This is a genomic window from Zoogloea sp. GDB6 (assembly GCF_056724105.1).
The window spans coordinates 5,199,401-5,220,243 of sequence record NZ_CM161497.1; the positions used below are offsets into that span (position 1 = coordinate 5,199,401).

The following is a 20,843-nucleotide window of genomic DNA, read 5'->3' on the forward strand; positions in this document are numbered from 1 at the left end:
TTGCGACCAGAGTCGGTCACCAAAATTGGAAGTGTCAAAACCGATCCGTGGGGCGGTGGTAATTTTTGTTGACTGCGCCTGCCAGCAGCCTCCCGAGCCGGGCCTGTCTATTTGAGCGAGAGCTCTACCGCGGGGCGACGGAGCGACGTTTCGGCGTGTCCGATCCAGGCCTCGAATTCCACTGCCGGCAGGGGGCAGGAGTACAGGTAACCCTGCAGCATGTCGCAGCCCAGTTTGGCGAGGAATTGTTGCTGGCCCGGGGTTTCCACGCCTTCGGCGACGACCGCCAGGCGTAGCTGGCGGGCCAGCGAGACGACGGCGCCGGCAACGGCGGCGTCGGTTTCCGAATCCGGCAACTGCTGGACGAAACTGCGATCCAGCTTGAGGACGTTCAAGGGCAGGGTGCACAGCATGGCGAGCGACGAATGGCCGGTACCGAAATCGTCCATCGCGACCTGCAAGCCCCGTTGGCGCAACTGGCGCAGAATCTGGATCGCCCGTTCCGGCCGCTGCATGGCGGCGGATTCAGTGATTTCCAATTCCAGCCAGGCGTTATCCGCACCGGCCGCGGCGATGATGCGTTCGAGACGATCGACCAAGTCGGGGTCGTCGAATTGCCGAGGGGAAAGGTTGACCGCCACGCGCGGCACCGGAACGCCGCGCCGGCGCCACTCCGCCATCTGCCGCGCGGCTTCCTGCAAGGCCCAGTCGCCCAGTTCGGAGATGATGCCCAGTTCCTCGGCGACCGGGATGAATTCGGCTGGCGAAACCAGCCCCCGCTCTGGATGTCGCCAGCGCAGCAGCGCCTCGGCGCCGGCCAGGCTGTTGTCAGCGGTCCGAATCTGCGGCTGGTAGAACAGCTCGAGCTGATTGCGGCCCTGAGCCCGGCGCAGATCGCTCTCTAGAGCCAGGCGCTGCATGGCTCGCCGGTTCATCGCTTCGTCGTAGAAGCGAAAGGTGTTGCGTCCTGCTGCCTTGGCCGCATACATGGCTGCATCTGCATTGCGTAGCAGGGATTCGATGTCGCCGCCATCACCGGGGTAAAGGGCCAGCCCCAGGCTGGCGCCGACATCGATCTCGCGGCCGCCGAAGACGACCGGGGGTGACAAAGCATCGAGCACCCGCGCCGCCGCGCTGGCTGCGGCCGCGGCGTCCGCCATACCTTCGAGGAGGAGGACGAATTCGTCGCCAGCCAGACGCGCCAGCGTGTCCTCGCTGCGGCAAACGCCACGGAGGCGGCGCGCCACTTCGACGAGGACGGCATCGCCGGCACCATGGCCCAGGCTGTCGTTGATCAGCTTGAAGCCGTCCAGGTCGATGAAGCAAAGGGCAAAACGCTTACCCGGATCGCTGCGTTCGAAAACTTCGCGCAAGCGGTGGTCGAAACGCATGCGGTTGGGTAGCTCGGTGAGGGCGTCGTGGTGGGCAAGGTAGGCGAGTTGTGCCTCGGCCGCCTTGCGAGCCGTAACATCGTTGATGACCCCGACGTAGCTGCTGAGGGCGCCGGATTCACCGTGCACCGGGGCCAGGAAGAGTTCGAGCCATTGCTGCGAGCCGTCGGGTCGCTGGCGGGAGAGTGTCGTGTAGCCATCCCGGCCTTCGGCGATGGCGCTGCGAATAACATCGAAACCGTCGTCTTCGCCTGTGCACAGGCAGGGCTGGCCGAGGACAGTCTCTCGCGAGCGGCCAAGAATGCGGGTGAAGGCGGCGTTGACGTAGGTCAGCGGGTAGCTGGGAGGCGTCGCGGCCGCGATGAACACGCCATTGACGCTGGACTCGATGGCGCGGTCGCGTAGCGCGATGGCCCGTTTGTCGGCATGGATGTAAGTGTCGAGGGTGAGACCGAGGTCGAGCATGACGACCTTGAGCAAGGCGTCGAAGACTGGCCGAAAGGTATCGAAATCGCCATCTGTTGCCGTCCAAGTCGCCTGCAGCATGTCGGAAAGATATTTGCGGAAAGCGCCGACATACCATTTCGGCGTCAGCCCGATGCGGGCATGCGTCATACCGACGCGAAGCCGGCCGGCGACATAGGCCGCCCCATAGTCGCCGGCGGTCAGGCTGTCGAAATAGCGGCCGTGCGCTCCCTTCAGGCGGCTCACGGTCGCTTCATCGGGTAGCAGCGCGGCCAGTTCGGGCAGGCGGCGCAGGTACTCGTAGAAGCCGTCGGCGAAACCGTTCTGGGCGGCGGCCAACTTGCTGCGGATGGCACTCAGGCGTTCGGCATCGGTTGCGGTCAATTCGAGAAAGGCCTTGCGGGCTTCGATCTCGGCGACATCGATGCCCATTTCGGCGGCAATCCCATCCACCTCGGCGGTTGGGGCTGGCATGCGGGACTTGCAGCTCACGAGCCACCCCGTTCCGTGCCTACCGCCAGGATGCGCTGCATGCCAGCCATCACGGCCAGACGCTTCAGCGTTGCCTTGAGTTTGCCCAGCAGAGCGTGCGCTGCGGCTAGCGCTTGTTTTGCATTGTTTCCAAGCATGATGCCTCCAGCGAGCACTCGGGGAATGTTGAGAGATTTACTCGGGAATTGCTTGTTTTGTCTTGATGCGAATCAAAACGTCCGGCGCGGTCAGGCGTGGATATGTTTTTGGAATTTAAGGAGTCGCCCCTGAAATATTCAATTCGCCACATCCAGTGACCTGCCTAGCGGGCTAGAACCCTCGCCGCTGACCACCCTCCCAAGCATCCCAGCCAGCACGCAGAGCGCCAAAAGAGCCTTCAGCGCCAGACAGCCGGAATTTCTCGCTCCAAGCGGAGAGTTGATGAAGTTCTCAGGGAATTTGTCTGCTGGTTCAGCGTGGCACTGACTTTTCTGTGCGAGGAGTGGCGGGTGAAGAACCCTGGTCAAAGTCGACGCGAAATATATGCTGATTTAGTACCGCATGATTTCCGTGCCAAATATGTGCTCCAAACGACGTGCCGGGTGTTCCTGACCATGCGAACAGCAGTTCCCCTCCTAGCAAACGGTTTCGCTCATCGACCTCGCCATCGAAATGGTTATACGGAGCCGCAGAATTGTTGAGATTCTGAATCCGAACAATTGGGAGTCCGCTGGGTTGCCATTCAGTGGGTTTGAAGGCTCGTCCATTTAGCAAAGAACACAATGATCCTATCGGGGCTCGTGTCCAACCACTGGGGAGCTTACTCATCCTCGCCCCCCGCCAACAACACCCCACGCCTCGCCAACCGTTCCCGTGCATCCAACAGCGCCGCATGCAGGCGCTGCTCCAGTTCCGCCTTGGGCGGCAGTTCGGTCCAGTATTCGGCGACGGTGATGCCGTCCTTGTGCATTTGCAGCAGTTCCACCTGTTCGCGGCTGGACTCGGCGCAGAGGATCAGGCCGATGGGGGCCTCTTCGCCCGGCTGGCGTTCATGCTTGTCCAGCCATTTGAGGTAGAGCTCCATCTGGCCCTTGTGGGCGGCCTTGAAGCGGCCGAGCTTGAGTTCGATGGCGACCAGTCGGCGCAGGCGGCGGTGGAAGAAGAGCAGGTCGAGGTAGAAATCATCGCCGTCGATGACCATGCGTTTCTGGCGCTCGACGAAGGCAAAGCCGCGGCCGAGTTCGAGGATGAAGGCCTCGAGCTGACGCAGGATGGCGGTTTCCAGGTCGGCTTCGTCGTGGCCCTGGCGCAGGCCGAGGAAGTCGAGGAAGTACGGGTCCTTGAAGACGACGGCGGGGGCGCTGGCATCTTCACTCGGGGCAGTGAGTGCGCCGCCTTGTGCGCTGGCAATTTCGCTGCGCTCGAAGGCCTTGCGTTCGATCTGCCGGTGCAGTTCACGCACGCTCCAACGCTCGGCCACGCACTGGCGGGCGTAGAAGTGGCGGGCGGGTTCGGTCTTGAGCGGCAACAACTGCAGGAAGTGGGTCCAGCTCAATTGTCGCATCAGCGATGCGACAATTTCGGCATCCGGGAAGGCCTGGGCGAACTGCACCATGCGGCGCAGGTTCTTGGGCTCGAAGCCACGGCCGAATTCATGGGCCAGGCGTTCGCCGAGGCGGTCCATCAACTGGACACCATAGCGGGCACGTTCGCCGCCCAGCACTTCGGTTGCCAGACGCTGGCCGATGCGCCAGTAGAGCAGTGTGAGTTCTGCGTTGACCGTGGCAGCCAGACGTTGACGACTGGTAGCGATCAGATCGCGCAGTTCGTCGTGCAGGGGCTCCAGCGGATGCGCCGGGGGCGATGCCTGTTCGCTCATGCTGCGACTCCGCTATCGCTTTCCTCGCCGTCGGGCAGGAAGTCATCCAGCACCAGGTCGGGGTCTTCACCCAGTTCGTCGAGCAAGGCACGCAGTTCAGATATGGCGGCATTCAGTTCGCGCATAGCAAGCCGGGCAACCAAGGCAGGTTCGTCGCGTTGGGCTTCGGCGGTTTCTGCGCCGCCGTCCTTCAGCCAGCTGATGTCCAGGTTGTCACCACGGATGGCAATCTGTTCGCGAGAGAATTTGCGCCAGCGGCCAGTTTCACCGGTATCCACACGGCGAGCCAGCGCCTCGGGACCACCCTGCGGGTCATCGCCGAAGACGTCCTCGAACTTGTCGCGGGGAACTTCGGCGGGCACGTCGGCCAGGGTACGGAAGTAATCGCGGCTGAAAGGTGTGCGCTTGCCGAACTGGGGCATGTTGGCGCGCATGTCGTAGACCCAGACTTCCTTGGTGTTGTCCTTGTCCGTCTCGCCACGGGTGAAGAACAGCACGTTGGTCTTGACACCTTGGGCGTAGAAGATGCCGGTGGGCAGGCGCAGGATGGTGTGCAGATTGCACTTGTCCATCAGGTCACGGCGGATGTCGGTGCCAATGTTGCTTTCAAAAAGCACGTTATCAGGCAGGACCACGGCGGCACGACCTCCGGGTTTGAGGCCGCGGTAGATATGCTGCAGGAAGGCAAACTGCTTGTTGCTGGTGAGGTACGTGAGATCACCGCGGGTAGGCAGGCCACCGCCCTTTTTGGTGCCGAAGGGTGGGTTGGAGAGGATCAGCGTGGCCGGTGGAAGTTGCTTGTAGTCGTCACTCAGAGTGTCGCCGTAGATCACGCCACCTTCGATGCCATGCAGGAGCATGTTCATCAAGGCCAGGCGGTGGGTGTCCTGCACCAGTTCCATGCCGTAGAAGGTCTCGTTTCGATACCGACGCTGGTCTGCCTCGCTGAGACTGTAGATATCTTTAGCATTGCGGAGGTAGTTATTGGCCGCAATCAGAAAGCCGCAGGTGCCCGCCGCCGGGTCTTGGATTACATCGCTGAACTGCGGCTTCATCACCGCAATAATGCTGTCAATCAGATCGCGAGGAGTGAAGTACTGCCCCGCTCCACTCTTCTTCTCGCCGGCATTTCGCTCCAGTAGGTCCTCGTACATTCGGCCCAGATCATCGCGGTCGACGCTATACCAGTCCAGCGCGTCAATATCCGTAACCAGCTTGCTGAGCGTGGCAGGTTTGGTGATGAAGGTATTGGCATACACCTCTTGCACCGCACCGCGGCCGTGCAGGCCGTAATCAAGCAGCATTTCCTTGTAGGTATCCAGCCGCTCGGGGGCCGAGGCATTGAGCAGATCGTCCCAGCGGGTGCCGGGCTGTTCGACTGGCGCTTCATTCTTTTTGGGCCGCGTCCAAACCTTTAGCCTGTCTTCCTGGCCGGTTTCCTTCATCATCTTGAGAAACAGCAGGTAGGTCAGCTCGCTGAGGTACTGATGGTAGGTCACCCCGTCGTCGCGCAGCACATGGCAGAGCGACCAGAGTTTTGCGCCGATGTCGATGGCGGCTGTGCGGTTGGTCATGGTTGTTACGGTGTATCGCAGGCAGATTTGGGCTGGTTGGCCCAACGCGCGTCATTGAAAGCGGCCAGCACGGGCTGGAGCTGACCGTTGAAGATCTTGTCGAGGCGACTGAAACCACCACCTTCGCGTTTGAAGATGAGGTCAGGGTCGTCCAGGGCGGCGCAGTCTACCAGCACATTGGCCTTGGTCTGGGCGGCGATACGCTTGAGCCAGTCCCGTTGCGGCGTGGTCCAGGACAGACCACCGGGCGGCTGGGCCAGCAAGTGCTGCAGCGCACGGTCGACACGCTCCCCATAGGGCAGCAAGGGGTCACCAATGGCGGCCTGGCGGATGTAGCCGACGATGCGGGCGGCAATGTCCTGGTTGGTGAGTTCGCGCCAGGCGGTAGCGAGGTTGGTTTCAGTGAAGCCGGCGGCATCCAGCGCCAACACCAACTCGCGCAACTGGGCACGGGTCAGGTCTCGGGGGCGGGTGAGCACAGTGAGCAAGGCCGGGATTTCGTCGCCGTGGCTCTTGAGGTAATCGCCAAACTCGCGCAAGTAGTCTTCCGGTTTGTGTGCCTTGCCATAGCCGCGCTCGGCACGCTCGAAACGGTCCGGGTGATCGGATACGTATATGGTGCGGGGCAGGCCGCCGGATTGACGGTCGAGCAGCTCACCCAGGCCGGGGCGCTGGATGAACCAGTTGGCCACGTCGGCCAGCGGCAGGGACTTCAACTTCTGGATGAAGTCCTGGGGCGCCATGCCCGCCTTGGCTTCGAAAGCCTGGCGGTCCTGTGCCGAGAGGTGGCGTTTCTTGCGTTGCAGCTTGGCCAGAAACTGATCGCGGGCCAGGACAGTTGCCGCCTCATCCTTGAGGGTGGCGAGTTCCTGGGCCAGTTGGGCAAAGCCGATCTTGGGATTGACGACCACCGGCTGCATGGCAGTCATCTCGCCCACGGCTTCAAAGATACGCACGGCGTCGAAGACGCGGAAGGACTCCTTGTCCTCGGCTCCACCGAAATCGCACAGTCGGGTGGCGCGGCCGAGCATTTGATCAAACAGGATGCGGCTGCTCACCTGCCGCAGGAAGACCAGGTTGCAAATTTCGGGCACGTCCACGCCAGTGGTCAGCAGATCCACGGTGACGGCAACATTGGGCAGGCGCTCGTTCTTGTAGCGGCGGATCAGTTGCAGGGGCTTATCAGCAGCCCCGGTGATCTTGATCACGGCGTCGTCATCGACGCTACCGTATTGCTTTTCGAAGGCATGTTTGAGGAGGTTGACCACCAGATCGGCATGACTATCGCTGACGCAAAAGATCAGTGTCTTGCGGCGTGAGGCCGGGTCCAGCTCCTGGGCCAGGTAATCGCAGACGACTTCATTGAAGGCACGGGTGATGACCTTGCGGTTGAAGTCCTCAACCTTGAGTTTGATCTCGTCGGGTGTCTTGAAGAGCTCGATCTGCTGGCGGCCGGTGTCGTAAACCTTGACCGCTTCGCCGACCCGCCAAGTCATCCCTTGCGTAGACAGCTCGGTGTGGATTTGCACCGGTGGTTCGTAATCAACCAGATAGCCATCGATCACCGCTTCGCGGTAGCTGTAGGTGTAGGCCGGTGCACTGAAAATCTGCGTGGTGTGCAGCGCTGGAGTGGCGGTAAGGCCGATCTTGACTGCGTCGAAGTAGTCGAGAATACGCCGGTACTTGGAGATGTAGTCTTCATAACCGCGGAAACTCAGTTCAGTTTCCGACAACTCACGATCCAGCAGATAGCCACGATGGCATTCATCGACGACGATGCAATCGTATTGGTCGATGGGGGGCGGCGCGACATCTTCCGCCGTGTACAGAACACGCTGGACCATGCCCTGCACGGTGGCGATATGTACGGCGGTATCGTCGTCCGGTTGCGGATGCTCCAACTCCTTGATGCCAAATATGTCGGCGAAGGTCTGCAGCTTTTCCATTCGCGTGTCCTTGAATGCGTTGGCCGCCTGTTCCCCAAGGGCGGAACGATCGACCAGAAAGAGGATGCGACGGAAGCGCTGAGCCTTGAGTAGGCGATAGATGAGCGCGATGCAGGTTTTGGTCTTGCCGGTGCCGGTGGCCATGGCCAGCAGAATGGCCCTCTGGCCGTCAGCGATGGCCGCCTCGGCTGCACGGATGGCGTTCTCCTGATAGGGGCGCAAGGGAAAGCCGTAGTCGAAGGCTGTGCGATCGAGCTCGGCATGCGCGCGTGCGCTATCTTGCTGCAGCAGGGCCTTGAGGCCTTCGGGCGTATACCAGCCGTCCAAAGCGTGGCTCAGGTTGTCTGGACGGCGCAGGTCGCAGAACCAGACACCGCTCTGCTGCGCCACCTGGCGAAGATAGGGGCGACCGTTGGATGAAAAGGAAAACGGCACACGAAAAGTACCGTCGGCGCCATAGTTGGTCAGCGGCAGCTCGGTTTCGGACGACGGTTTGAAACCACGGCTATAGCGCTTGGCCTGTTGTAGGGCGGCGGAAACGTCGAGGTGTTTGCGCTTGGCTTCGATGACTGCGACGGGCTGCAATCCGACAAACAACACGTAGTCTGCCGGCCCAGTTTCGGTTGGCCACTCGGCGATCGCCATATTCTGGCCGCGTTGCGGCCGGGCGCCTCTACTGAAGGTCAGATAGGTTGAATCTGCAGTCCAACCGGCCGCAGCAAGTTGTTCGTCAATGATCTTGCGGGTATCGGCTTCGCTCAATTTGAGCGTCGCAGCCGCATTGTTGGCGGCCTCAACCAGTCGCGCCACCACCTGCGGCGGCTGGGCGCTAGCCTGCACCTGCATCGCCTCGAGACGCTGCACCAGTTCATGTTTGGCTGTCTCAGCCTCGGCCGCCATCGCTTCCCAGATGGCGCTCTCTTCCTCGGTCTGCTGCACACGTGCCTGCGTTGCCGCCAGCGCCAACGTCGCATCCTGGTGGGCGGCCCGGAACGCATCAAGCTCCTGCTGCAGGGCCTCAAGCTCAGCCTTGAGCTCAGAGCTTTCATCAGCCGGTGGCGGCGGCGGAATAAAGGGGCCGGACTTGAACCCGAGATCCTTGAACGTTCGGTGAAACCAAACACCCAATTGCCAAGCCAGGCGCATCGCCACTAGGGCAGTACGATGGTCTCCTCCCAGATTGTGGTTTGCATCGTTGCCAGCTTTGCGAATCTCGTGGAAGAGCCCGCCGATCTCACGGGGCAGGATTCCGTGCTCTTGCAGGCGGCGCAGCAGGTCGATCTGCCTTTCATCCGCTGAAGTGTATATGCCGACCTGGGAAGCCACCGACTGGGACATGCCTTCCGCGAGTTGGCGAAGTTTCAGGAGGCAGGTATTCGGGTCATCGGCGAAGTAGCGCTCGGCTAGCAAGCCCAAGCGCTCAAGTTGCTCGTCGTGCGCCTTAAGCTGCGAAAAATTGCTTTGATGGCGAAGACTGGTCATGAATGCCCTTTATCTGAACTCGCACCAGACACTCAAGGCAGTGCCGTGAAGGTCCACGCAATCTCCATCTACTCATGCCCGCAAATACTGCGTGGGCGTTGTGCGATTTCCATTGGTCGACCGAACTGCATCGTACATAGTGATGCAGCCATGCCCACAAGCAAACTCGACGACCTTCATCCTAATGGCATTCAAGGAATTCATGGATGGCGATACTACATCCATTGATACCCATACACTTAGGCGATCCGTCACACCCAGAATGCGTAACACCTCCCCTTGGACAAGTATTGAACGGACGACAGGCCCGTACCGCTCTGGTCCTGCCATCCCTTTCACCTGGAGTGCAAGAGGTACAGCGCTCTACCTCCACCCCCGCGCCTCATCCGCAATCATCCCGCATTCCCACAGGTAGTTATCTCAGGACTCGGCATCCATGCGTCGAAACACGTCACCCGCATTGCCGCGGGTCATGACGAGCAGCCTGAGGCTGATGCCGATGGGACTAAAATGGAGCCTCCAAGGACAGGTGTGGGAGATCCGCGATGCCCAGCGCCGATACCACCGAAAGAAAGCACCACACATGTCGATGACGCCGAATCAGGTTGCCGAGTTCTGCCTGACCTTGCCGGGCACCCATGAGTCTCTCAAATGGGGCAACAACCGGGTTTTTTCGATTGCGGACGAGAAGATGTTCGCCATGCTCAACGCGCCGGCCAAAGGCGTGGAAAGGCTGGCCTTCAAGGTCGATGGAGATCTGTTCCTGGGCTACACCGACCGCCCCGGAATCCGGCCGGCGCCCTATCTGGCCCGTGCCCGCTGGATCGCGATGGACCTGCCCTATCCCCTTGGCGAGGCGGAATTGAAGACCGCGCTGACACGGGCCCACCAGTTGGTGGCACTGCGCCTGCCCAAATACCGGCAGCCGGAATTTCTCGTTCCGGAAAGCTGAACCGGGCGCTGCCGCCCGGCTTCGATTCAAGCCGGCGCGAAGACCTGCACCCGGTTCCGGCCGGCGCGCTTGGCTTCGTACATGGCTTCATCGGCATGCTTGAGCAATTCGATGCTGCCGAGGCCGTGATCGGGATAGAGGGCGATGCCGATGCTGGCGGAGATCTGGATGGTGTGGCCTGCGATCTCGAAGGGCGTGGCGAGGGCCGCGCCAAGTTTTTGCGCCACGGCCAGGGCATCGGGCGCGTCCGTGATGTTGCGCAGGAGCAGGATGAACTCGTCGCCGCCCACCCGCGCCACGGTGTCGGATTCGCGCAGGCTGTGGCGCAGGCGGAGGGCGACCTGCTGCAGCAGGCAGTCGCCGATGCCGTGCCCCAGGTTGTCGTTGATCGGCTTGAAGTCATCCAGATCCATGAACATTACCGCCAGTAGCTGGCCATCGCGTTTGGCGTTGGCCAGCGCCTGCTCGAGGCGGTCGGAGAACAGTGCGCGGTTGGGCAGATCGGTCAGCGGATCGTGCTGCGCCAGATGACGGATGCGCCCTTCCGCCTCCCTGCTTTCGCCGAGGGCACGACGCAGGCGGTGGTTGATGCGGTAGATGTAGATGGCCAACGCACTGACACCGGCCAGCAGCCCTAGCGCGATATACAGCGTCGTCGGGTCGCGCGGGGCATCGGGCTCGTAAAGAAAGCCATTCAGGGAGTAATTGCCGGGCAGCAGCCCGAGATCGGCATAGGTGTCGGCGATGTGGCGCCAGCGCCCGCGGTTCATGTAGCCGACCTCGACCAGATCGGTGCGCATCAGCGACGTCATGCGTTGCGCCTCGAAAAGATAGAAGCCGCGCGGATGTTGCGTGGAGTACTTGGCCAGGATCAGATCGGCGATTTCCTCCGGATGCTGCATCGCATATTGCCAACCGCGCAGGCTGGCCTCCCGGAAGGCGCGTACGCGCTCCGGATGGGCCTTCAGTTCCCGCTCGGTGGTGAACAGGTTGTCACCGTAGAAATCGATGCCGCCGGCCCGCGGCGTATAGACCTGGTAATCGAACTTGGCGCGGTCCAGGTAGTAGGGCTCGTTGCTGACGTAAGCGGAGATGGCATCGACGCGGCCTTCGATCAGGTCTTCCGGCTTGAAGCTGTGGGGCAGCTGGACCAGGCGATCCAGCGTGATGCCTTCCTGTTTGAGATAGGCGACCAGCTCGTCCGACTGCGGCTCGATCATGACGCGCTTGCCAACGATGTCATGGATGGCCTGAGTGCCGCTGTCCGCACCGCTCTGGCGCGCGATCAGCACCAGCGGGGAATGCTGGAAAATCACCGCCAGCACGACCACCGGCTTGCCCGACCTGCGGGCCAGCAACAGGCTGCTGGTTCCTACGCCGTACTGGGCCTGGTCGGTCAGGACCGCCTGCAAGGGATCAATGCCGGGCGTGGCTTCACGCAACTGGACATCCAGACCGGCCTCCCGGTAATAACCCTTCTCCAGCGCCGCGTAATAGCCGGCAAACTGGAAGGCATGGCTCCACTTGAGCTGCAGGGAGACCTTTTCCAACGCCCAGCCCATACCGGGAGCCCCCAGCAGGGCAGTGAAAAGCAGGGGCCACAGGCGGCAGCAAAAAACATGACAAGGCATTTGCACAATTATGCGCTGCGTGCTGTCTCACTCCGGCAAATTTTGGTGTCGCACTGCCCCTCGAGCCGCCCTGCTCCAAACCCGTGCCCCACGCACCACCCAAGTGCATGCCCCGCTGCTTTTCCGCCTCCTACCCCCCAACCACCCCCCGTTTTCCGCCTGATCCGCTCCTGGCCCGCCTTTTGCTAAGAAGAGACCAGACCCCGGCTGGCAACGCTGCCGAAGGGGAATTTGCCTCCGCCAACGACGGCGGGATTCGAGTGAGCAGACTGCCCTTGGGCGCCGCTCGCCAGTTCCAACCCGAGTTTGAGCCGCGTTCTGCGGGGGCCCTTGATGCGCCGTGCCATTCACGTCCGTGAATCGCCGGTGATCCTGTGAGGCTTCCGGTGGAGCCGGACTCGCAGGATCGAATATGAAAATCATCGTTGTCGGCCATGGCATGGTGGGTCACAAGTTCCTCGAAGAACTTCACCAACTGGCATCCGTCCCCACTGAAGTCAGCGTCCTCTGCGAGGAGCCGCGCGCGGCTTACGACCGGGTCCATCTGTCCGAATTCTTCGCCGGCAAGAGCGCCGACGAGCTGTCCCTGGTGGCGCCCGGCTTCTTCGACGAGAGCGGCTTTGCGCTGCGCCTGAAGACCCGCGCCAGCGCCATCGACCGCCGCAAGAAGACGGTGACCACCGCCGACGGCGAGGTGCTGTCCTACGACAAGCTGGTGCTGGCCACCGGCTCCGTGCCCTTCGTGCCGCCGCTGCGCGGCGCCGACCGGGCCGACTGCTTCGTCTATCGCACCATCGAAGACCTGGAGGCGATGACCGAGGCCGGCAAGCGCTCGAAGAGCGGCGTGGTGATCGGCGGCGGCCTGCTCGGCCTGGAGTGCGCCAAGGCCCTGCGCGACCTGGGCCTGGAAACCCACGTGGTGGAGTTTGCGCCGCGCCTGATGGCAGTGCAGGTGGACGACGACGGCGGCCGCATCCTGCGCAACAAGATCGAGGAGCTGGGCGTGCATGTGCACACCAGCCGCCACACGACGGAGATCACCGACGGCGCCCGCGCCCGCCACCGCATGGTGTTCGACGACGGCACCTACCTCGAGACCGACATGATCGTGTTCTCCGCCGGCATCCGCCCGCGTGACGAGCTGGCGCGCCAGAACGCACTGGCCGTCGGCGCCCGCGGCGGTATCGCGGTGGACGACCACTGCCGCACGACCGACCCCGACGTGTACGCCATCGGCGAGTGCGCGGCGTGGAAGGACCAGCTGTTCGGCCTGGTGGCCCCCGGCTACGACATGGCCCGCGTGGCGGCCCGCCACATGACCGGCCAGGTGGATGCGGCCTTCGCCGGCGCCGACATGAGCACCAAGCTCAAGCTGATGGGCGTGGATGTGGCCAGCATCGGCGATGCGCAAGGGCGCACCACCGGCTGCCGCAGCTTCCGCTACATGGACGAGGTGAAGCAGATCTACAAGAAGATCGTCACCAGCGCCGACGGCAAGCAGCTGATCGGCGCGGTGCTGGTCGGCAACGCCGACGAGTACGGCACGCTGCTGCAGATGGCCCTCAACGGCATCGCGCTGCCGGCCGACCCGGAATTCCTGATCCTGCCGTCCAGCGACGGCAAGGCCAAGCCCGGCCTGGGCGTGGATGCGCTGCCCGACAGCGCCCAGATCTGCTCCTGCAACAACGTCAGCAAGGGCCAGATCTGCGCGGCGGTGGCCGACGGCGCCACCACCATCGGCGAGCTGAAGGCCTGCACCAAGGCCGGCGCCACCTGCGGCGGCTGCGTGCCGCTGGTGACGCAGGTGATGAAGGCCGAGATGAGCCGCCTGGGCATGGCGGTGAACAACCACCTCTGCGAGCACTTTTCCTACTCCCGCCAGGAGCTGTTCCACCTCATCAAGGTCGGCCAGATCAAGACCTTCGACGAGCTGCTGGCCAAGCACGGCCAGGGCCTCGGCTGCGACATCTGCAAGCCCGCCGCGGCGAGCATCTTCGCGTCGTGCTGGAACGAGTTCGTGCTGAAGAAGGAGCTGGCCGGCCTGCAGGACAGCAACGACTACTTCCTCGGCAACATCCAGAAGGACGGCACCTACTCGGTGGTGCCGCGCATGGCGGGTGGCGAAGTGACACCGGACGGCCTGATCGCCGTCGGCCAGGTGGCCAAGAAGTACGGCCTCTACACCAAGGTCACCGGCGGCCAGCGGGTGGACCTGTTCGGCGCCCGCGTCGAGCAGCTGCCGCTGATCTGGGAAGAGCTGATCGCTGCCGGCTTTGAATCCGGCCACGCCTACGGCAAGTCCCTGCGCACCGTAAAGAGCTGCGTCGGCAGCACCTGGTGCCGCTACGGCGTGGATGACAGCGTCGGCCTCGCGGTGGAGCTGGAGAACCGCTACAAGGGCCTGCGCGCGCCGCACAAGATCAAGTTCGGGGTGTCCGGCTGCACGCGGGAATGTGCCGAGGCCCAGGGCAAGGACGTGGGCATCATCGCCACCGAGAAGGGCTGGAACCTCTACGTGTGCGGCAACGGCGGCATGAAGCCGCGCCACGCCGAGCTGCTCGCCGCGGACCTGACCAAGGCCCAGCTGGTGCAGCTGATCGACCGCTTCCTGATGTTCTACGTGCGCACCGCAGACCGCCTGCAGCGCACCAGCACCTGGCGCGACAACCTGGACGGTGGCCTCGACTACCTGAAGGACGTGGTGGTGAACGACAGCCTGGGCCTCGCCGCCGAGTTGGAGGGCCAGATGCAGCATGTGGTGGACACCTACCAGTGCGAGTGGAAGACCGCCGTCACCAACCCCGAGGTGCGCCAGCGCTTCCGTTCCTTCGTCAATAGCGACAAGGCCGACGAGCACATCGTCTTCGTGCAGGAGCGTGGCCAGATCCGCCCCGCCCGCGCCGACGAACGCCCTGCCGCCGAGCTTGACGACACCGCCATTCCCGCCTGAGGAGACCCGCAATGAGCATCGCCCCCCTCGTCTGGACCACCGTCTGCAAGGTGGATGAAATCCTACCCAATACCGGCGTCTGCGCGCTGGTGGAGGACCGCCACGTGGCGGTCTTCCGTGTCGGCCAGTCCGACTTCTACGCCATCGACAACGTGGACCCGAAGTCCGGCGCCAGCGTGCTGTCCCGCGGCCTGCTGGGCAACCTCGGCGAACACGTCGTGGTCGCCTCGCCGCTCTACAAGAACCACTTCGACCTGGCCACCGGCGCCTGCCTGGAAGCGCCCGAGCACTCGGTGCGCGCCCACTCGGTACGCATCGACGACCAGCGCGTGCTGGTCGCCCTGGGCTGAGCCCCGGCCCGAATTCAGAAAGGAACTGAAATGGCTTACCTCGCTCCCGCCGAGTTCGTCACCAAGATGGTGGACGCCGGCGAATCCAAACTGCTGATGTCCACCCGCGACACCCTGATCCGCGCCTACATGGCCGGCGCCATCCTGGCCCTCGCCGCCGCCTTCGCGGTGACGGTGTCGGTGAACACCGCCAACCCGCTGATCGGCGCGCTGCTGTTCCCGGTCGGCTTCTGCATGCTCTACCTGATGGGCTTCGACCTGCTGACCGGCGTGTTCACGCTGGCCCCGCTGGCGGTGCTCGACAAGCGCGCCGGCGCCACCTGGAGCGGCGTGCTGCGCAACTGGGGCCTGGTGTTCACCGGCAACTTCGCCGGTGCGCTGACGGTGGCGGTGTTCATGGCGATCATCTTCACCAACGGCTTCTCCGAGGCGCCCAACGCCATCGGCCAGAAGATCGGCCACATCGGCGAGGGCCGCACCGTCGGCTACGCCGCCCACGGCGCGGCGGGCATGCTGACGCTGTTCGTGCGCGCGGTGATGTGCAACTGGATGGTGTCCACCGGCGTGGTCGCCGCGATGATGTCCACCAGCGTGTCCGGCAAGGTCATCGGCATGTGGATGCCGATCCTGGTGTTCTTCTACATGGGCTTCGAGCACAGTGTGGTCAACATGTACCTGTTCCCGTCGGGCCTCATGCTGGGTGGCAACTTCACCTTCATGGACTACCTGATCTGGAACGAGATCCCCACCGTGCTCGGCAACGTGGTCGGCGGCCTGACCTTCGTCGGCGCCACGCTGTACTCCACCCACTACAAGACCGCCCCCAAGCGCCGCGCCGCCTGACCGGCCCGGACGTACGAGCTGCCGTCCCATGTCGGCAACCCCGCGCGTGAGTCTCGGCCAGGCTTCCCTGGCCGGGGCCCACGACACCAATCAGGACTTCCACGGCGCCGTGCTGCCCAAGGGCAGCCAGCTCGCCGGCAAGGGCATCGCGCTGGCCATCGCCGACGGCATTAGCTCCAGCCAGGTCAGCCAGGTGGCGAGCCAGACCGCCGTCCGCTCCTTCCTCGAAGACTATTACGCGACCTCCGAGGCCTGGTCGGTGCGCCGGGCCGCCGAGCGGGTTTTGAGTGCGGCCAATTCCTGGCTGCATTCCCAGACCATCGCCAGCGACGCCCGCTTCGAGAAGGACCGTGGCTATGTGTGCACCTTCAGCGCGCTGATCCTCAAGGGGCGCGACCTGCACCTGTTCCACGTCGGCGATTCGCGCATCTTCCGCGTGCATGCCCAGACCCTCGAACAGCTGACGGAAGACCACCGGGTCCGCCTGTCGTCCGTCGAGTCCTACCTGGGCCGCGCACTGGGGATCGGCCCGAACATCGAAATCGATTACCGCAGCTGGGAAGCGGAGACCGGCGAGCTGTACCTGCTCGCCACCGACGGCGCCTATGCCCAGCTCGACGCAACCACGGTGCACGACGCGCTGCACCGCCACCCGCAGGACCTGGACGCCGCGGCGGCGTGGCTGGTGGAGCAGGCCCGCCTGCGCGGCAGCACCGACGACGCCACGCTGCAGCTGCTGCGCATCGACGCACTGCCCGACGCCGGCGCGCCGCGTGCCGACCTGCGCCGCGACGGGCTGGCGCTGCCGCCGCCGCTGGCGCCACGGATGACCTTCGAAGGCTTCACCATCGTGCGGGAGCTGCAGGTCAGCGCCCGCAGCCACGTCTTCCTCGCCGTCGATGACGCCAGCGGCGCAGCGGTGGTGCTCAAGGCGCCGTCCATCGACCGGCGCGAGGACGCGGCCTATCTGGACAGCTTCGTGCTGGAGGAATGGGTCGCCCGCCGCGTGGACAGCCCCCACGTCATCAAGGCTTGGGCCGGCGAGCGGCCGCGCAGCCACCTCTACGTGGCGATGGAGTACATCGACGGCCAGACCCTCGCCCAATGGATGGTGGATCACCCGCAGCCGGCGCTGGACAGCGTGCGCGCCATCGTCGCGCAACTGGCCCAGGGCCTGCAGGCGCTGCACCGGCGCGAGATGGTGCACCAGGACCTGCGCCCCGAGAACGTGATGATCGACTCGCAAGGCACGGTCAAGCTCATCGACCTGGCCACCGTCCACGTCGCCGGCCTGGCCGAAGAGCAGCCCGAACACCACGCCGACGCGGCCCCCGGCACGCTGCAGTACATCGCGCCGGAATGTCTGCTCGGCCACGCCGGCAGCCCGCGCACCGACCTCTACGCGCTGGCCGCCCTCACCTACCGCATGCTCAGCGGCCAGCTCCCCTACGGCCTCGACGCGGCCCGCGTGCGCAGCCCGCAGGACCTGCGCCGGCTGCGCTACGTGCCGCTGCGCCACCACCGGCCAGACCTGCCGCTGTGGGTCGATGCGGTGCTGGGCAAGGCCTTGCACGTCAGCCCCGGCAAACGCCAGGAAGTCGTCTCCGAATTCGTCCACGACCTGCACGCCCCCGGCCAGCAGTTCCGCAGCCAGCGGAGCGCGCCGCTGATCGAACGCGATCCGGTGCTGTTCTGGAAGTGCAGCACGCTGCTACTGGCCATCACGGTGATCGTGCTGGTGCTGCGCCAGGCGCTGGCGGGGCACTAGGAATCAGGGCTGCCCGTGTGCGCGAGGCAGCGGGAGACGATATTTCGCGTGAGCTCGAGATGCCCGAAATCGTGCGTTTCCAGCTCGCTCCGCGACAAGGCCTTTATTTCCGCGATTTCATCGCCAAGCCCCAGGCTGCCGTCGGCCTCCACGGCGAAGGCGATGATGAGCTGGTTGAATTCCGGCAACGCAAAATGGCCGATGAACTCGGCGCGACGGCCGCGCACGCCGAGTTCCTCCCGGGTTTCGCGCAGAATGGCGCCCTCCGGGGTTTCATTCTTTTCCAGGAAGCCGGTGATCACCGAGAACATGCCAGCCGGCCATTGGGCGTTTCTGGCCAGGATGTAGCGGCCTTCATGACGCACCAGGCCCGCAACGACCGGAATGGGGTTGTTCCAATGAACAAACCCGCAGCCGGCTGCCGGGCAGGCGCGGCGGTCGACGCCATCGATCAGCATGTCATGCAATTCATGCGCACATTGGGGGCAGTATTTCATTCGCAACCTTGTCTTCTTTACTCAGGCGTAATGTAGCGGCCATGAAGGATCCAGAACAATGACGGCTGTCATTCCCGCCGGCGCAAGCCAGCTGCTGCTGTGCCTGTCATCCGATTGGGACGCCCCCGCTGGCCACTTGCAGCGCTTCGAACAAGGCGCCGCTGAAGACTGGCAGCCGGTGGGGTCTCCGATCACGGTGACGCTCGGGCGCAGCGGCATGGCGTGGGGGCACGGCGTGCATCCGCCGATGGACGGCGCCGGCAAATGCGAGGGCGATGGCCGGGCACCAGCCGGGGTGTTCGCAATCACCGGGCTGTTTGGCTACGCGGCGGCGGGCGACGGGTGGACGGCAGGCCTGCGCCTGCCCTACTTCACCGCACGGCCAGGGCTCAAGTGCGTCGACGATCCGGCGTCGGCCCATTACAACTGCCTCGTCGATCAATCCGCAGTAGCCGTCGACTGGGCCTCCTGCGAGGACATGCTGCGCCAGGACCGGCGCTACGAGGCCGGCGCCGTCGTCGCCCACAACACCGCGCCGCCGCTGCCGGGGGCCGGGTCGTGCATCTTCCTGCACGTGTGGGAGTCGCCGGACACGCCGACGGCGGGCTGCACCGCGATGAGCCTGCCCGACATGCTGACCCTTGCCAGCTGGCTGGACGGCGCCCGCCAACCGCTGCTGGTGCAGCTGCCGGAGGCGGAGTTCGCCCGCCACCAACAGGCCTGGGGCCTGCCCCGGCGGTGACAGGCGCCGACACCGCCGATAGACTGCCGGCACTTCAACCCTTTCCCGCCCGCACCCCGCAAGGCGCCGGGCCGCTTCCGTCATCGTGCTCAACCGGATCTGGGTCGCGTTTGTCCTCGTCGGTTTCGTCGCGGCCCTGGTGCAGACCATCCAGGGCGATCTCGACATCTTCTCGCGCCTCTTGACCGGCCTGTTCGACACCGCCAAGAGCGGCTTCGAGATCGCCCTCGGCCTCGCCGGTGTCATGAGCCTGTGGCTGGGCGTGATGAAGATCGGCGAGAAGGGCGGCCTGATCCAGCTCTTCGGGCGGCTCGTCGCGCCCTTCTTCCGCCGCGTCTTTCCGGACATTCCGCCGGGCCATCCGGCCAGCGGCAGCATCGTCATGAACTTCAGCGCCAACCTGCTCGGGCTGGACAACGCCGCCACGCCGCTGGGCCTCAAGGCGATGCAGGAGCTGCAGGAAATCAACCCACGCAAGGACACCGCCAGCAACCCGATGATCATGTTCCTGGTGCTCAACACGGCGGGCATCACACTAATCCCCACCTCGGTGATCGCGATCCGCCAGAGCATGGCCGTGCAGCAGGGGCTGACCCATTTCAACGCGGCGGACATCTTCCTGCCGACGCTGCTGAGCACCTTCATCTCCTTCTGTGCCGGCCTGGTCGCAGTGGCCGCCTGGCAGCGCATCAACCTGCTGTCCGCCCCGCTGCTGGCCTTCTTCGCCGGCTTCGGCCTGCTGATGGGCGCGCTCTACGCGTGGCTGGCGCCACTGCCGCCAGCCGACATGGCGCAGATGATCGGCCTGCTCGGCAGCGGCATCATCGTCTCGCTGATCGTGCTGTTCGTCGGCGTCGCCGCGTGGCGCGGCGTGGATGTGTACGAATCCTTCGTGGACGGCGCCAAGGAAGGCTTCGGCGTCGCGGTGCAGATCATTCCCTACCTGATCGCCATGCTGGTGGCGATCTCGATCTTCCGCACCAGCGGCTGCATGGGCTACCTGATCGACGGCATCCGCCACGTGGTAGTGGCCCTCGGCATCAACGCGGACTTCGTGCCGGCGCTGCCCGTCGGCCTGATGAAGACCCTCAGCGGCAGCGGTGCCCGCGGGCTGATGGTGGACGTGATGACGACCTACGGCGTCGACTCCTTCCAGGGCCGCCTCGCCGCCATCATCCAGGGCTCGACCGAAACCACCTTCTACGTGCTGGCGGTGTATTTCGGCAGCGTCAACATCACCCGCACCCGCTACGCCGTCGCCTGCGGGTTGATCGCCGATTTTGTGGGACTGATCGGGGCGATCATCGTCGGCTACCTGTTCTATCACGGCGGGTGATACGAGCTGGCGGGCTCCGGCGACACAGCCCCTGCATCGCGTTCATCGCCAGACAGGGAGAGGAGACCGCGGGTGATCGCTGTCGTAGCCCTGCTCCTTGAGCTCCATGAGAGCCGTGTCATGGTCGACTAACACGGGATCCAGACCTTTCTGACCTGCACTGCCGAAGCGGACGAAAACCTGTTGATCCTTGCCGACCGAAAAGACCAGCTTCTCGTCACCCATCCCCACACGAACAATGTGTTTGCCGACAAACGTCTCGCCGCAGTAGTAATGGTCCGGTCTGATCTGCCCCGTCCATCGGCCATCGAGCACCCAGTCCTGCCACACCCCGGCGGTAAAACGGGGAATCGTTCGATAAAGACACAAGCGCCCGCTCTGAGCAGAGTCGCCCGTTGGCTGGTAATCCCTTGGATCGTCCGTCGTCGCACAACTTGAAAGGACCATTGCAATCGCTGCGACGCTGAAAAGCCTGGTCTTGTTCATGGCTGATCTCGACGTATAACCTCACTACCATCCTAGATGCCGCAAGAATGATTTGCCACGCACCGCAAAGCCATTCAGCA

Annotated in this window: 15 protein-coding genes; 7 read left to right on the forward strand and 8 right to left on the reverse strand. The window is 63.9% G+C overall.

The window, feature by feature from the left end:
• Window positions 1-107 precede the first annotated feature (107 nt).
• The 5 genes from AC1PQG_RS23675 to hsdR form a co-directional block, all read right to left on the reverse strand.
• Window positions 108-2,330, reverse strand: coding sequence for a putative bifunctional diguanylate cyclase/phosphodiesterase (locus tag AC1PQG_RS23675; RefSeq protein ID WP_481120183.1), 2,223 nt, complete (start codon window positions 2,328-2,330; stop codon window positions 108-110).
• A 14-nt stretch (window positions 2,331-2,344) separates the two neighbouring features.
• Window positions 2,345-2,485, reverse strand: a complete 141-nt coding sequence (locus AC1PQG_RS23680) for a hypothetical protein (protein WP_481120184.1) — start codon at window positions 2,483-2,485, stop codon at window positions 2,345-2,347.
• 662 nt (window positions 2,486-3,147) lie between these two features.
• Window positions 3,148-4,206, reverse strand: coding sequence for a PDDEXK nuclease domain-containing protein (locus AC1PQG_RS23685; RefSeq protein WP_481120185.1), 1,059 nt, complete (start codon window positions 4,204-4,206; stop codon window positions 3,148-3,150).
• A complete protein-coding gene (locus AC1PQG_RS23690) occupies window positions 4,203-5,780 on the reverse strand; it encodes a class I SAM-dependent DNA methyltransferase (protein ID WP_481120186.1) in 1,578 nt (525 codons plus the stop codon). Before AC1PQG_RS23690 ends, AC1PQG_RS23685 begins: the two co-directional genes overlap by 4 nt.
• Window positions 5,781-5,785: 5 nt before the next feature.
• Complete coding sequence (gene hsdR / locus AC1PQG_RS23695; protein WP_481120187.1) at window positions 5,786-9,208, reverse strand: type I restriction-modification system endonuclease; 3,423 nt, start codon at window positions 9,206-9,208, stop codon at window positions 5,786-5,788.
• A 583-nt stretch (window positions 9,209-9,791) separates the two neighbouring features.
• Here hsdR and AC1PQG_RS23700 point away from each other — a divergent pair.
• A complete protein-coding gene (locus AC1PQG_RS23700) occupies window positions 9,792-10,160 on the forward strand; it encodes an MmcQ/YjbR family DNA-binding protein (protein ID WP_481120188.1) in 369 nt (122 codons plus the stop codon).
• 26 nt (window positions 10,161-10,186) lie between these two features.
• On the opposite strand, the gene AC1PQG_RS23705 is transcribed toward AC1PQG_RS23700, so the two are convergent.
• The gene (locus AC1PQG_RS23705) at window positions 10,187-11,722 is read right to left on the reverse strand and encodes a diguanylate cyclase domain-containing protein (protein ID WP_481120189.1); all 1,536 of its coding nucleotides are present in this window, start codon (window positions 11,720-11,722) and stop codon (window positions 10,187-10,189) included.
• A gap of 481 nt (window positions 11,723-12,203) precedes the next feature.
• Between AC1PQG_RS23705 and nirB the strand changes: the two genes are divergently transcribed.
• The 4 genes from nirB to AC1PQG_RS23725 are packed head-to-tail and all read left to right on the forward strand — an operon-like array spanning window position 12,204 to window position 17,702.
• Window positions 12,204-14,741 carry a nitrite reductase large subunit NirB gene (nirB, locus tag AC1PQG_RS23710; protein WP_481120190.1) on the forward strand — a complete coding sequence of 846 codons (2,538 nt, stop codon included), beginning with the start codon at window positions 12,204-12,206 and terminating at the stop codon, window positions 14,739-14,741.
• An 11-nt stretch (window positions 14,742-14,752) separates the two neighbouring features.
• Window positions 14,753-15,091: a nitrite reductase small subunit NirD gene (gene nirD / locus AC1PQG_RS23715; RefSeq protein ID WP_481120191.1), complete on the forward strand. Its 339-nt coding sequence runs from the start codon at window positions 14,753-14,755 to the stop codon at window positions 15,089-15,091.
• Window positions 15,092-15,121: 30 nt separating this feature from the next.
• Entirely contained in the window at window positions 15,122-15,934 is an 813-nt protein-coding gene (locus AC1PQG_RS23720) for a formate/nitrite transporter family protein (RefSeq protein ID WP_481120192.1), read from the forward strand.
• Between the two features lie 28 nt (window positions 15,935-15,962).
• Window positions 15,963-17,702: a bifunctional protein-serine/threonine kinase/phosphatase gene (locus AC1PQG_RS23725; RefSeq protein WP_481120193.1), complete on the forward strand. Its 1,740-nt coding sequence runs from the start codon at window positions 15,963-15,965 to the stop codon at window positions 17,700-17,702.
• Here AC1PQG_RS23725 and AC1PQG_RS23730 read toward each other — a convergent pair.
• Complete coding sequence (locus tag AC1PQG_RS23730) at window positions 17,699-18,160, reverse strand: NUDIX domain-containing protein (protein ID WP_481120194.1); 462 nt, start codon at window positions 18,158-18,160, stop codon at window positions 17,699-17,701. The two genes, AC1PQG_RS23725 and AC1PQG_RS23730, sit on opposite strands and share 4 nt — an antisense overlap.
• A 97-nt stretch (window positions 18,161-18,257) precedes the next feature.
• Here AC1PQG_RS23730 and AC1PQG_RS23735 point away from each other — a divergent pair, with 97 nt between their 5' ends.
• Window positions 18,258-18,941, forward strand: coding sequence for a L,D-transpeptidase family protein (locus AC1PQG_RS23735; protein WP_481120195.1), 684 nt, complete (start codon window positions 18,258-18,260; stop codon window positions 18,939-18,941).
• Between the two features lie 85 nt (window positions 18,942-19,026).
• On the forward strand, window positions 19,027-20,277 hold the full coding sequence (locus AC1PQG_RS23740; RefSeq protein WP_481120196.1) for a nucleoside recognition domain-containing protein: 1,251 nt from the start codon (window positions 19,027-19,029) through the stop codon (window positions 20,275-20,277).
• A gap of 42 nt (window positions 20,278-20,319) precedes the next feature.
• On the opposite strand, the gene AC1PQG_RS23745 is transcribed toward AC1PQG_RS23740, so the two are convergent.
• Window positions 20,320-20,763, reverse strand: coding sequence for a hypothetical protein (locus AC1PQG_RS23745; RefSeq protein WP_481120197.1), 444 nt, complete (start codon window positions 20,761-20,763; stop codon window positions 20,320-20,322).
• Window positions 20,764-20,843: the final 80 nt, after the last annotated feature.